The sequence below is a fragment of the Rhodovulum sp. P5 genome, assembly GCF_002079305.1.
Lineage (GTDB): Bacteria > Pseudomonadota > Alphaproteobacteria > Rhodobacterales > Rhodobacteraceae > Rhodovulum.
On record NZ_CP015039.1, the window covers coordinates 3,186,166 to 3,199,838 of the forward strand.

General features: G+C 64.3%; 10 protein-coding genes. 4 read left to right on the forward strand and 6 right to left on the reverse strand.

Annotated features, from left to right (window positions below):
- Nucleotides 1-32 precede the first annotated feature (32 nt).
- From RGUI_RS15200 to RGUI_RS15220, 5 genes are all read right to left on the reverse strand, one after another.
- Complete coding sequence (locus RGUI_RS15200) at nucleotides 33-1,358, reverse strand: FMN-binding glutamate synthase family protein (RefSeq protein ID WP_081534500.1); 1,326 nt, start codon at nucleotides 1,356-1,358, stop codon at nucleotides 33-35.
- 10 nt (nucleotides 1,359-1,368) lie between these two features.
- On the reverse strand, nucleotides 1,369-2,055 hold the full coding sequence (locus RGUI_RS15205) for a GXGXG domain-containing protein (RefSeq protein ID WP_156882988.1): 687 nt from the start codon (nucleotides 2,053-2,055) through the stop codon (nucleotides 1,369-1,371).
- A 3-nt stretch (nucleotides 2,056-2,058) separates the two neighbouring features.
- Nucleotides 2,059-2,946, reverse strand: coding sequence for a glutamine amidotransferase family protein (locus RGUI_RS15210; RefSeq protein WP_081534502.1), 888 nt, complete (start codon nucleotides 2,944-2,946; stop codon nucleotides 2,059-2,061).
- Between the two features lie 175 nt (nucleotides 2,947-3,121).
- Nucleotides 3,122-3,763 (reverse strand): XRE family transcriptional regulator, encoded by a 642-nt coding sequence (locus tag RGUI_RS15215; protein WP_081534504.1) that lies wholly within the window; start codon nucleotides 3,761-3,763, stop codon nucleotides 3,122-3,124.
- A gap of 133 nt (nucleotides 3,764-3,896) precedes the next feature.
- Nucleotides 3,897-8,495, reverse strand: coding sequence for a PAS domain-containing protein (locus tag RGUI_RS15220; RefSeq protein ID WP_081534507.1), 4,599 nt, complete (start codon nucleotides 8,493-8,495; stop codon nucleotides 3,897-3,899).
- A gap of 426 nt (nucleotides 8,496-8,921) precedes the next feature.
- Between RGUI_RS15220 and clpS the strand changes: the two genes are divergently transcribed.
- Genes clpS through RGUI_RS15235 form a run of 3 tightly spaced genes read left to right on the forward strand, consistent with a single transcriptional unit; the run spans nucleotide 8,922 to nucleotide 11,116 of the window.
- Nucleotides 8,922-9,242, forward strand: a complete 321-nt coding sequence (clpS, locus tag RGUI_RS15225; RefSeq protein ID WP_081536116.1) for an ATP-dependent Clp protease adapter ClpS — start codon at nucleotides 8,922-8,924, stop codon at nucleotides 9,240-9,242.
- A gap of 16 nt (nucleotides 9,243-9,258) precedes the next feature.
- Nucleotides 9,259-10,281, forward strand: coding sequence for a class I SAM-dependent methyltransferase (locus RGUI_RS15230; protein WP_081534509.1), 1,023 nt, complete (start codon nucleotides 9,259-9,261; stop codon nucleotides 10,279-10,281).
- 25 nt (nucleotides 10,282-10,306) lie between these two features.
- Nucleotides 10,307-11,116 carry an SDR family NAD(P)-dependent oxidoreductase gene (locus RGUI_RS15235; RefSeq protein ID WP_081534511.1) on the forward strand — a complete coding sequence of 270 codons (810 nt, stop codon included), beginning with the start codon at nucleotides 10,307-10,309 and terminating at the stop codon, nucleotides 11,114-11,116.
- A gap of 4 nt (nucleotides 11,117-11,120) precedes the next feature.
- On the opposite strand, the gene RGUI_RS15240 is transcribed toward RGUI_RS15235, so the two are convergent.
- Nucleotides 11,121-12,188 carry an AbrB family transcriptional regulator gene (locus tag RGUI_RS15240; RefSeq protein WP_081534513.1) on the reverse strand — a complete coding sequence of 356 codons (1,068 nt, stop codon included), beginning with the start codon at nucleotides 12,186-12,188 and terminating at the stop codon, nucleotides 11,121-11,123.
- Nucleotides 12,189-12,342: 154 nt separating this feature from the next.
- Between RGUI_RS15240 and RGUI_RS15245 the strand changes: the two genes are divergently transcribed.
- Nucleotides 12,343-13,668 (forward strand): UDP-glucose/GDP-mannose dehydrogenase family protein, encoded by a 1,326-nt coding sequence (locus RGUI_RS15245; RefSeq protein ID WP_081534516.1) that lies wholly within the window; start codon nucleotides 12,343-12,345, stop codon nucleotides 13,666-13,668.
- The last annotated feature ends 5 nt before the right edge of the window (nucleotides 13,669-13,673 follow it).

Below are 13,673 nucleotides of genomic sequence, written 5' to 3' on the forward strand. Positions count from 1 at the left end.
GCCGTTGGCCCCCCTTCATCTTTTCAGCCTCCTCAGAACCCCGGCTTGCCCGGATACCAGTCGGTCCCGGCCAACGGCACCTGCGCCATGGCGGCGGCCTCGATCGTCAGGGCGCACAGGTCCTCCGGTTCAAGGTTGTGAACATGGCTTTTCCCGCAGGCCCGGGCGAGGGTCTGGCATTCCAGCGTCAGCACGTTGAGGTAGTTGCGCAACCGCCGCCCCGCGGCCTCCGGGTGCAGGCGCGCCTCCAGTTCCGGGTCCTGCGTGGTGATGCCGGCGGGGTCGCGTCCCTCGTGCCAGTCGTCATAGGCGCCGGTGGTTGAGCCGAGCTTCTGATACTCCGCCTCCCATTTCGGGTCGTTGTCGCCGAGTGCCACCAGTGCTGCCGAGCCGATGGAGACCGCGTCGGCCCCAAGCGCCAGCGCCTTGGCCACGTCCGCGCCGGTGCGGATGCCGCCCGACACGATCAGTTGCACCTCACGATGAACACCCAGATCCTGCAGCGCCCGGACGGCGGGACGGATACAGGCCAGCGTCGGCTGGCCCACATGTTCGATGAACACCTCCTGCGTCGCCGCCGTACCGCCCTGCATCCCGTCGAGCACGACGACATCGGCGCCGGCCTTCACCGCAAGTGCTGTGTCGTAATAGGGGCGCGCACCGCCGATCTTGATGTAGATCGGCTTTTCCCAGTTGGTGATTTCGCGCAGCTCAAGGATCTTGATCTCCAGATCGTCCGGCCCGGTCCAGTCCGGGTGACGACAGGCAGAACGCTGGTCGATCCCCTCGGGCAGGTCGCGCATGTCGGCGACGCGTTCGGTGATCTTCTGACCCAGCAGCATACCGCCCCCGCCGGGTTTGGCGCCCTGACCGACGACGATCTCGATGGCATCGGCGCGGCGCAAATCGTCGGGGTTCATCCCGTAGCGCGACGGCAGGTACTGGTAGACCAGCTTTTCGCTATGCCCGCGTTCCTCCTCGGTCATGCCGCCGTCGCCCGTGGTGGTCGAGGTGCCGGCCAGGGTCGCACCGCGCCCCAAGGCTTCCTTGGCGTGACCGGAGAGAGAGCCGAAGGACATCCCCGCGATGGTGATCGGGATCTTGATCTCGATGGGTTTCTTGGCAAAGCGCGTGCCCAGCGTGACGGCCGTTTCACACTTCTCTCGATAGCCTTCCAGTGGATAACGCGAAATCGAAGCGCCAAGGAACAGCAGGTCGTCGAAATGCGGCACGCGGCGTTTCGCGCCGCCCCCGCGGATGTCGTAGATGCCGCTGACCGCGGCACGGCGGATTTCCGAGTTGATCTCGTTGGAGAATGTCCAGCTCTGGCGCGGTACGGTGTTCGGGGTCTCTTCCATGTCGCGCTCCTCAATACTCGTCGGCGTGGTCGATGTTGAAATTGTAGAGCTTCCGGGCCGAGCCGTAGCGCTTGAACTCTTCGGGCTTCGCATCCGCCCCGGCCCGGGTCAGCAAATCGCGCAGGAGGTCGATATGCTCCGGGCGCATCTCTTTCTCGATGCAGTCGGCGCCCAGCGATTTCACCGTGCCCCGCACGAACAGAAGTGCTTCGTAAAGGGAATCCCCCAGCGCCTCGCCCGCGTCGCCCAGAACCACAAGGGTGCCCTTCTGCGCCATGAAGGCGGACATGTGGCCGATATTGCCGTGCACCACGATGTCGATCCCCTTCATCGAAATGCCGCAGCGCGAGGACGCGTTGCCCTTGATATTCAGAAGCCCGCCATGACCGGTGGCCCCGGCATACTGGCTGGCGTCGCCCTCGATGGTGACGGTGCCCGACATCATGTTCTCGGCAACGCCCGGCCCGGCGGACCCTTCCACTGTGACCGTCGCTTCCTTGTTCATTCCCGCGCAGTAATAGCCGGTGGAGCCCTTGATGGTTACGTCCAGCGGTCCGTCCAGACCGACGGCCATCGCATGGCTGCCGCGCGGATTGGTGATGACATAGGCTTCGTTGGCCTGACCCTTCGCGGCGGCCTGAAGTGTGGTGTTGGCTTCGCGCAGATCGATCTGGCTCATATCCAGGGTAACGGGCATGGCTCAGCGCTCCCAGAAATAGACGGTTGCGGGTTCCGGCTCCCACACCTTGGCATTCGCGATGCCGGGCAGGTCCGCGAAGGCGCGGTATTCCGAGGCGAACGCGACGTAATCGTCGGTCTCCGCCATGACGGCGGGTTTGCATGCGATGGGGTCGCGCACCACGCCAAAGCCGTTTTTCGTACCGGTGACGAAGGTGAAGAACCCGTCGAGGTCTTTCAGCGTGCCTTCCAGCGCCTCGCCAAGGCTCGCCCCCTCGGCAATGCGGGAGGAGATGTAGGCGGCGCCGACCTCGGTATCGTTCTCGGTCTTTGTATGGATGCCCTTGCGCGCCAGTTCACGGCGAACGTTGTTGTGGTTCGACAGCGATCCGTTGTGCACAAGGCACTGGTCGTCGGCGGTCGAGAACGGGTGCGCGCCCAGCGTGGTCACCGCGGATTCGGTGGCCATGCGGGTGTGGCCGATGCCGTGGCTGCCGCCCATATCCCGGATGCCGAAGCGGTCGGCAACATCGCGGGGCAGGCCGACCTCCTTGAAGATCTCCATGCTGGCGCCGGCGCTCATGATCCTAAGGCCGCGTGCCTCAAGAAGGGCAATCGCCTCGGTCTCCTTCTCGGGCGGCAGGGTCAGCACGGCGTGGGTGCTGACCGCGCGCATCGAAACATCCGTGTCCAGAACCTCGGCCAATGCAGCATCAAGGCCGGGAAATGACGTCTCGGGCGTGTTGGACTGCACGGTGATTTTCAGGCTGCCGGTCTCTTCGCCATAGATCGCGATACCGGCACTGTCCGGTCCGCGATCGGTCATGGTGATGAGCATGTCTGTCAGCATGTCGCCCAGTTTCGGGCGCAGGTCATCCTGTTTCAGGAACAGGCCAACGATGCCGCACATGGGTCCTCCTTGGAATTCGGGGTGGGGCGTGTGCCTCTCCCGATCACCACTATGGAGAAATAAATATTCTTACGAGGAAAATTTTGCGCTGACGGCGGGAGTTTCTGGATACGTCGTGTGGACTGCTCAAGAAATGGGCATGCGAGATCGGGGCTGCGGTTCGCAGACCGACAGATCAGCGGCTTTGCGGATAGGTGATGATCGACAGATAGCGAATCGGAAGGGAGGCCAGTTCCTCCGGCCCATGGGGGGCATCGGAGTCGAACAGCAGCGTATCGCCGACCTCCATCCGATAAAGCTGATCGCCGTGGCGATAGCCCATCTCGCCCTCCAGCATGTAGAGCATCTCGATCCCTTCATGCTGGAAGGTCGGAAACTGGTCGGTCTCGTTCTCCAGCGTGATCATGTAGGGCTCCACCACCACGCCCGACGCGTTGGAGCCGATATGGCCCAGCAGGTGATACTGGTGCCCCGCCCGGGTGCCTGCACGGTCGATCTCCACGCCCTCGCCCGCTTTGACCAGCATGCATCCGCGCTCTTCCTCGTAGCCGGAAAACAACTGCACCAGCGGCACGCGCAGCGCATGGGCCAGACTTGAGATCGTGCCGAGCGACGGCGAGATCAGCCCGTTCTCGATCTTCGAGAGCATGCCGACCGACAGGCCGGTCTGCGCCGCAAGGTCGGCACCGGTCATGCGCTGCCGCTTGCGCAAGTCGCGCACCTGCCGGCCGATCGCGACCTCCAGGTTCTTTTCCCGGATTTCGCGAAGCGCGTGGGGATCTTGTTGAAGGACCTTGCCGTTGCGCTTCACACTCATGCTTCCCTGCTGCTGTCCGCGTGACGTTGGAAGATGCCTTTCTGCCGGTTTCGGGTCAACGGGCAAGGCCGGGCCTGCGCGCACGGCTGACTTCCCGCTCGAACGCCCCGTGTGCGCGCATGACGCCGATCGGTCAGGCGGAGCGGCGCGTGGCGTCGGTCACGTATTCAAGGAATTGCGCCTCGCTCAACGGTCGGGCGAAAAGGTATCCCTGCAAGACGCCGCAGCCGATGCCACGCAAGATCTGCGCCTGTGCTTCGGTCTCTACCCCCTCGGCCACTGTCCCGATGCCCATGGTTTCGGCAATCTCGACTATGGCCCGGACGAGATTGCGGGCGCGCAGGTCGTCCTCGACCGGCAGCACGATCCGCTTGTCGATCTTGAGCGCCGAGGGCGAGATCTCCATCAGGCTGATGATCGAGGCGTGGCCGGAGCCGAAATCGTCGATCTCGATATCCACGCCGACCTCGCGGATCTTTTCCAGATGGAAGCGGAAGGCGTCGCTTTCCTCCTCCACCAGGATGGATTCCAGCAACTCGAAGGTCACCTTGGTTCCGTCGGCCACCATGTCGCGGGCCAACGAAACGACATCGGGGTCATGCATGCGGCCCGACGAGACGTTGAAGCTGATCTTCGGCACAGAGAACCCCTGCCGCCGCCAGCGGGCCAGGATGTCGCGCGATTTCTCCATCATGATGCGGTCGATCTCGGGCACCAGATGCAGGTGGTCGGCGACACGCAGGAAGGCATCGGGGGCAACCACCCCGTCGGTCGGATGGTTCCAGCGCAGGAGCGTTTCAATGCCGACCAGGCTGCCATCGGCGGCGGAAATCTGCGGTTGGAAGAACGGCACGAACTGGTCGTTGTCGAGTGCCTCGTGAATTTCCACGGCCATCCGGCGATCATGCAGGATCTGCCGGTGCAATTCTGGCGTGAACAACTCCAGCCGGTTCCGTCCGCCGGCCTTGGCCCGATAAAGCGCGGCATCGGCAAACAACTGGATATCGTCGCTCATCGTGGAGATATCTTCCGTCCAGGCGATGCCGAAGCTGGCCCCGAAGCGGCACTGGCGGCCCTCGTGGATCAACGGCTCGGCCAGTTTAATCCGAATGCGTTCGACAAGTTTGCCCGCGTCGGTTTCGGAATTTCCGGGGGTCAGCAGGATTGAAAACTCGTCCCCGCCGATCCGGGCCCCGAAATCGCCGGCGCGCAGGCAGGACCGCAAGACATCCGCGACGCGGACAAGGACCTTGTCGCCGGCCTCGTGGCCCAGCGTGTCGTTGACATACTTGAAATGGTCAAGGTCGATCCGGATCAGGGCACAGCCTTTCGGCCCTCCATTTTCGGCACCGGAAATCCGGTCAGCGAGAATGCGGTCGTAGAAGCGCCGGTTCGGCAGGCCGGTCAGTCCGTCATGCAGGGCCTGCCGTTCGTTCTCGGTCCGCATCTGCTCGGCCGTGGCGTAGGCGCGTTTGAGTTCGGCCTCGCGTTCCACGTCTTTCGTGACATCGTGCAGCGCCCCGGTCCAGACGACATTGCCATCGGGGTCGCTGCGCGGGATGGAGGCCGCCGCCATCCAGATTTCGCCGCGCTCCGGATGGCAAATGCGAAAACGCATGTTCCACGGGGCGACATTGCGCATGCTCTCTTCGGTGCTCTCGACCAGCTTCGGCCGGTCCTCGGGGTGGACGCGCGCGAAAATGCCGTCCTTCAACGCGTCGATCTCGGCGCGGCTGTAACCGACCAGATCCTCGAACCGCTTGCTCGTATAGGGGAAGTCAAGCGCGCCATCGGCGTTGGCCCCGAATTCGTATAGGCCGACGGGCGCGATGTTGGCCATCGATGTCAGACGATCATGGGCGCGGTGCAACTCTTCCTCGCGCGCGACATCTTCCGTCACGTCCAGAAGCGCCCCGGTCCAGACGATATCGCCGTTGTCCTCGCTCCGGGGCACGGCCGTGCCGCTCAGCCACAGGGTGCCGCGTTCGGGATGGCTCATCCTGAAGCGGATGTTCCACAAACCCAGCGTCCGGGCGCTTTCCTCGGTCTTGGCCATGACCTCGGGCAGATCCTCTGGCAGTACCGCGTCAAAGACGCTTTGCGGATCGCTTTCGATACGGGCAGCGTCGATGCCGACAAGGTCGACGAAACGTCCGCTGCAATAGGGGAAGTCGAAACGCCCGTCATGCGCGCGGCGGAATTCGTAAAGCCCGGCGGGCGCAACATCGGCCACAAGCGTCAGCCGGTCATGCGCCCGCTTCAGCGCCTCGGCCGTTTCGGCGACACGCTGTTCCGCAACCATCTGGTCGGTGATGTCCAGAATGCTGCTGTAGAACACGATTGCGCCGTCGGGCTGCGCGCACGGGGTCACCGACGACATCACCCAGCGTTCACCTTCCGTGGGATGGTTCATCCGGTGTTTGAAGGTGACCGGGCTCAGGGTGCGGCCGGCCCGCTCCAGCGTTTCGTGAATGCGCGGCAGATCGTCAGGATGCACATACCGTTCGAAGGCAGAGCCGTCGGCCGCGATGTCCTCGGCGGGGACGCCGCTGATTTCGGGCAGTCTGGCGCTGAAATACGGGCAGTCGATCTTGCCGTCGGCCGAAACGCGGTATTCGAACAGGGCGGTCGCCGAGTTGTCGGTCAGCGTGTTCAGCCGCGTATGGGCAAGGCGCAGCTCCTCTGCCGCCTCCGCCATGCGCCGTTCGGCGGCCTTCTGGTCGGTGACGTCGTAGTTCACCCCTAACGCGCGCAGGGGTTTGCCCATGTCGTCGACAAAGACCCGCGCCCGGGCCCTCATGACCCGTGTATCGCCGGCCGGGATGACGATGCGGAACTCGGTGTCATAATCCTCGCCAGAGGCGACGGCGGCTTTGAACTGGTCCTCGGAGCGCTTCACGTCGTCCGGATGGATGCGATTTCGCCAGCCTTCATAGTCCCCCTCGAACGATCCGACAGGCACGCCGTAAAGGCTGTGCATCGTTTCGTCCCAGACGTTCCGCCCGCTGACGAAGTCGAGATCCCAGATACCGATCTTGGCGGCCCCGGTGGCAAGGCGCAGGCGCTCTTCCAGCAGACGGGACCGATCCGCCGCCTCGACCGCGCGCTGCTGGTTGGTCATCTGTTCGGTGATGTCGCTGACATTGCCGTACCAGATGACCGATCCGTCCGCTTGCGCAAAGGGCAGGGCCGAGATGCGGACCCAGGCTGTTCCGCTTTCGGGATGCAGAACCCGCACCTTCGTATCGAAGGCTGTCAGGGCCGCCGTCGCCTCTGCGATCTTGTCTGTCAGGTTGAGCCGGTCCCCAGGTTCCATCAGGGTAAAGGCTGCGTGCCAGTCCGCTTTCAGCGCTTGTGCCGTCGTGCCGAACAGTTCCGGCATGCGGGCACTGAAATAGGGAAATGCTGCCCTGCCATCGGGTTGTTCCTGCCATTCGAACACCGCTCCGGGCATGTTGTCGGCCAGACGGTTGAACCGTTCCTGCGCGCGCCGGGCTGCGTCCGCCGCCGCGGCCAGACGATGTTCGTAGTCCTTCCTCTCGGTGATGTCGAAGGTCGTCCCGCAAATCAGGGGATGCGCGCCCTCGTCCTCACGTCTGAAAGGCTTGGCCACGCTGGTACACCAGACCCAGTGGCCATCGACATGGCGCAATCGGTGATCGACGCGGGCCTCGGCCTTCTGGCCGGAGATCATCGCCGAAAGCTCTGCCTGCACCCTTGGCAGATCGTCAGGATGGATGAGCGAGAGCATTCCGGTCAGGCTCTTGTCGCTTTCCTGATCCTTGCGGCCGGTGATCGTGCCGAATTTCTCGTTCCGAGTGAAGACGCCCGTGGCAGGGTCCAGATACCACGGGGCGACGCCGGCATGTTCCGTTGCAACATGCAGCAGACGTTCGCTTTTCTCCGCCACGCTCAGGGCCGTTTCCGCCGCTTGCAGGGCGTCAAGCAGGCGCGCCTCGTTCGCTTTCCGCTCGCTGATGTCGGCAAGGCTGCCACAGATCAGTGCGGGAAACCGGTCATCGGTCACCGGATACTGTCTGGCCGACGCTTCGAACCACTTGTAGGTGCCGTCCTTGCAGCGAAGCCGGTAGTCGACTTCGTAGCGGTCGCTTTTACCCTCGCACAGGCGCCCGATCTGTTCGGAGGCGAATGGCAGATCATCGGGGTGGATTCGTTCCCGCACCCATTTGCCGTCGATTTCCACCTCTCCCGGGGCGAAGCCGAGCAGTTCGAAATAGGCCTTCGTCACCCACATCTCTCGCCGGTCCGGATATGTGACCCACTGGGCGAAACCCGCGTCCTGGGCGGCCGCGTGCAGGATTTCCGGGCGGTTGATGGGACTTTCGTCGGGGGAAGGGGAGGCGGCCGTTTTGGTCGCAGCCGCCTCCCGATCCATGAGTTGCAGGGACACGGCGACCATTTCGCCGCGGACGACAATGCCGGCCACGGAGGCATGGATGCGGCGGCCATGGCCGCCGCCGGGCGCGGCAAAGGCGACGTCCTGCGGCGCCCCCTTGGCCTTCAGCGTCTCAGTCGCCTGACAGATGATCTTTGCACTCTCGTCGCCCATCACATCGCGCAGGGGGCGCTTTTCGCATAGCGGCTCCGTCCAGCCCAGAAGTCGCGCGGCCGGCCGGCTGGCCCCCAAGACCTCGCCCTCGGTAGAGGCGACAAGGACGGGGTGATCCAGTGTCTGCACGAGCTGGGCGACGATGAGATGCTGATCTTCCATGAGGACCCTGGAACAACTTTTGGGCAATTGCCATTCTTGAAGCAGACACCCTAATCATTGCCTAAAGAAGGCGATTATCGAGAGAGTCCGTGGCAAATTGTTAACATCTGTGGTTGCGGAACGGCGCGAGGGCAGCGGGCGAATCGCCTTGGGTCATGCCGCGCGGCGTGTGGGCTAGGTGTTCTGGCGGGGCGAGGTCGATCTCGCATGCCGAATCGGTTCCGCAAGACGTCGCAAATTCGGTAACGTAGCCAATGGCAATCCCGGGGGTTGAACGCCATTGTTCCGGGAAAGCGCGGCATTTCCTCTTCAATGCGTCTGATCTGTGCCCTTTTCAGAGGGCACGGTAGGCATATATAAACGGGTCCAACGCGAACACCGCCCGCCCTCCGGAGCCTGCAAACCGTGATCGACGACCTTCGCATGATGGCCGCCATGGGAGACGACCCCGATCAGGAATCGGGTGTCATCACCAAGACGCGCCCCAAGACGCAGCGCCCGCCGCTTTACAAGGTGCTGTTGCTGAACGACGACTACACGCCCATGGAATTCGTCGTCCATGTGCTGGAGCGGTTCTTTGGCATGAGCCATGCACAGGCGTTCGAATTGATGCTGGTCGTTCATAAGAAAGGCGTGGCGGTCGTCGGCGTGTTCTCGTTCGAGGTGGCCGAGACCAAGGTTGCGCAGGTGATGGACTTCGCCCGCCGCCATCAGCACCCTCTGCAATGCACCATGGAAAAGGAATAGGGCTGAACGCCCGCCGATGGCTGACACCCGCCTGACCCTCGCGCTGGAGAGCGGCGCCGCAAGCCTGCCCGCTGACGGCAGGATCGTTGTTCTTGGCCCGCCGGCCGGGGCAGACTTGGCGGCGCTGCCCAAAGGGCGGGTGCAGATCGTTCAGGGTTTTGCCCCGGACCACACGGCTTGGGCCGGGCGGGGCTGGGATGTCGCGATCAAGGCCCAAGGGGACTTTTCGGCCGCGTTGGTGTTCATTCCCCGCGCCAAGGCCGCGGCCCGCGCCCGCGTTGCCGAGGCGCTGACCCTGTCCGGCGGCGGACCCGTCATCGTCGATGGCACCAAGACCGACGGGGTGGACAGCTTGCTGAAAGCCTGCAAGGCGCAGGGTGCCGATCTCTCGGCGGTGTTCGCGAAGGCCCATGGCAAGGTCTTTACGCTGACCGGCGACCCGGCGGATTTCTCTGACTGGATGCCGGCAGAGGTCGATCTGATCGACGGGCGCTATCGCACGGCGCCCGGTGTCTTTTCCGCCGACGGGATCGACCGGGGCTCGGCCCTGCTGGTGCAGGCCCTGCCGCCGCGGCTGAAGGGCCGAGTGGCCGATCTGGGGGCGGGCTGGGGCTATATCGCGGCGGAGGTTCTGGCCGCCCATCCCGAAATCGCCGAGATGCATCTGGTTGAGGCGGATCATGCCGCGCTGGAATGCGCCCAGGCCAACGTCGCCGACCCGCGTGCCCATTTCCATTGGGCCGATGTCGCGGCATTCTCTCTGCCCGCGGCCGCCGATGTCGTGCTGTGCAACCCGCCCTTTCATGTGTCGCGCGCGGCGGACCCCGATATTGGCCGGGCTTTCCTTGGTGCAGCGGCGCGCAACCTTGCCGCGCATGGCAAGGCCTTCATTGTCGCCAACCGGCATCTGCCCTATGAACGGGACCTTGCGGCGCTATTCGTCGAGGTCGAGGAAATCGGCGGCGATGCCGGTTTCAAGGTCTTGCGGGCGGCGCGTCCGCGCAAGGGCGGCCCGGCGCATCGGCCGCGCCGATCCTGAACCAAGTCCACGGGAGGTTCACCTCATGTCGTTCTCCATCAGCGGAAAGACCGCCATCGTGACCGGGGCGGCCAATGGTGTCGGTCTGGCCATCGCCCGCCATTTCGCCGACCGTGGGGCCAATGTCATGCTGGCCGATATTGACGAACCGCGGCTTGTCGATGAATGCGGCAAGGATAGCGAGGGCGAAGGCAACATGCGCTTCTTCGCCGGCGATCTGCGGGAGCGGTTGACCATCGCCAACCTGCTGTCGGCGACCATCGACGCGTTCGACCGGATCGACATCCTCGTCAATGCAAGCCGTCAGGTGGTGCCCTCCGACCCGCTGGACCCCGATCAGGACGCGGTTGAATCGCTTCTGCAACAGAACCTGATGACCGCGCTGCGCCTCAGCCAGATCGTGGCCAAGCGGATGATCCGGCAGGCCGAGCAGGATGCGCTGGAGGAGGGGACGGCCGGCTGCATCGTCAACCTGTCTTCTATCGCGGCGCGGCGCACGCATCCCGATCTTCTGGGATATTCCGTCAGTACCGCGGCGCTGGACCAGTTGACCCGGTCGATGGCCGTGGCCCTTGCCCCGCACCGGATCCGGGTGAACGGGGTGGCGTTCGGCTCTGTCCTGTCGGCCAGTCTGAAGGACGTTCTGAAGGAACATGCCGACTACCGCGCCGACATTCGCGATCACACGCCGCTTGGCCGGATTGCGAAACCGTCCGAAGTTGCCGAGGCAGTGCAGTTCCTGGCCTCCGAGGGGGCACAGTTCATGACCGGGCAAATCCTGACGGTGGATGGCGGGCGGACGCTGCTTGATCCGGTGCACGCCCCGGCGCACTGATCCGTCAGGGCGCCTTCTGCCGGGATCGTGCAATCGCCGCACGGGTGCGCGCCACGGCGATCGGCAGGATCGCCGTCAGCACCAGCAGGCGGAACACGTGATGCACGGCGACATAGGCGGGATCGGCATTTAGCAGGAGCGACATTGCCATCATCGTCTCCAGCCCGCCGGGGGCGAAGGCGATCAGCGCCGTCAGGATCGGCAAGCCCAAGAGGTTTGACACCAGCGCCGCAGCCAACAGCGAGATCAGCGCGGCAAAGCCGGTCAGCATAAGCGATGCGCCCAGCGCCTGCACGAACATGCGCAGCGTGACGCCAGAAAACCGGGTGCCGATCATCGTGCCCATCGCCACGAAGGCCGGAACCGACATCCAGACCGGCAACCCGCCCGTCACCACGCCCGAACCTTGCGCAAGGGCAGACAGGCCAAGCCCCCCAAGCAGCAGAGCTGCCGGAACCTTCAGCCGCAGCAGCCCCAAACCCAGCACCGCGGACCCGGCCAGAAGCGGCAGAAGCGCCACCATCGGCATCGCCCCGGCCCGCGCCACCGGCACCGGCAAATCGCCATGGCCCAGAAGCGGGGCAAGGAAGGGCACGATCAGGGTCAGCGACAGGACCCGCAGGCTCTGGATCATCGTCACCCGCGGAAGGTCGGCCTTTACATCCGTGGACAGGCTGAGCACGAAACTCAGATGGCCGGGGCAGGCGGTCAGAAGCGCGCTCATCCGGTCGAAGCCGAAGATGCGCCGCATCAGACGGGCCCCGAGAACCAGTATCACGATCACGGCAAGGGCCAGCACGATCAGGCTCAGCGGCCAGCGGCTGGCGGTGTGCAGCGCCTCGGGGGTGACGCCCGCCCCCATGTTCACCCCGATGGCAACGAAACAGGTGTCCCGCAGCCAGGCCGGCATGTCCGTGCGCCCGCCCGAGATGGAAAACACCGTGACGGCCAGCGCCGGCCCTGTCAGGTAGGGCGCCGGCAGGCCAAGGGCGCTGGCGCCGGCCGCGCCGAATGCGCCGATGGCAAGGGTGACAAGCGTGGGCAGAAGGGCCGTTTGAAACGAAGCGCGCATTCCTACCAGAAACGGATCGCCGCGCCCAAAGTCAATCGGCCTTGGGTCTATGGCACGAAGCGCACAGATTCACCCTCCTGGGGACTATCGTGTTGACTTGCGGGCCGCTGTGCCGCATCGCCATGCCCCGAACGCATCGTTTTGGAGCGGAACCATGAAAATTGCGATGGTCGGTACCGGGTATGTTGGGCTGGTGTCCGGTGTGTGTTTTTCCGATTTCGGACATGAAGTCATTTGTATCGACAAGGATCCCCGCAAGATCGAGATGCTGGAACGCGGCGAGGTCCCGATCTACGAGCCCGGCCTTGACGAGGTGATGGCGCGCAACGTGGCTGCCGGGCGGTTGAGCTTCACCGGCGATCTGGCCAGCGCGGTCGCCGGCGCCGATGCGGTTTTCATTGCCGTGGGAACGCCGACCCGTCGCGGCGACGGGCACGCGGATCTGACCTATGTGATGGCCGCGGCCGAAGAAATTGCCAACGCGCTGACCGGCTATTGCGTCATCGTCACGAAATCCACCGTGCCCGTCGGCACCAACCGAAAGGTTGCGGATGCGGTGCGTGCTGCGAACCCGGCGGCCGATTTCGATGTGGCGTCCAACCCCGAATTCCTGCGCGAAGGCGCGGCCATCGACGACTTCATGCGCCCTGATCGCGTGGTCGTCGGCGTGGAAACCGACCGCGCCCGGGACGTGATGGCCGATATCTACCGGCCGCTCTTCCTGCGAGAGTTCCCCATCGTCTACACCGATCTGGAATCGGCAGAGATGATCAAATACGCCGCCAATGCCTTCCTCGCCACCAAGATCACCTTCATCAACGAAATGGCGATGCTGTGCGAAAAGGTCGGCGCCGATATCAAGGCGGTGTCCAAGGGCATGGGGCTGGATGGCCGGATCGGCAACAAGTTCCTGCATGCCGGCCCGGGCTATGGCGGGTCTTGTTTTCCCAAGGATACCTCGGCCCTTGCGCGGATCGGGCAGGACTATGCCTCGCCTTGCGCGATCACCGAGACCGTCATCGCCGTCAACGACAAGGTCAAGCGGCGCATGATCGACAAGCTGGTCGATCTGTGCGGCGGGTCTGTCAACGGCAAGACGGTCGCGGTCCTCGGCGTGACGTTCAAGCCCAATACCGACGACATGCGCGAGTCTGCCTCTCTGACCATCGTGCCGGCCTTGGTCGGCGGCGGTGCCAAGGTGCGCGTGGTCGATCCCCAGGGGCGACGGGAGGGGGAGGCACTGTTGCCCGGCGTGGCATGGGTCGAAGACCCCTATGACGCCGTTGCCGAGGCCGACGCCGTTCTTCTGCTGACCGAGTGGAACGAGTTCCGCGCGCTGGATTTGTCCCGGATCGCCAAGGCGATGGCGACCCCGCGCATGGCCGATTTCCGCAACATCTATCCGGTGGAGGATGTGCAGGGCGCCGGGTTCGAGGCCTATATCGCAATCGGCCGCAAGGGGTTCGGGCTTGAGGACTGATCGGT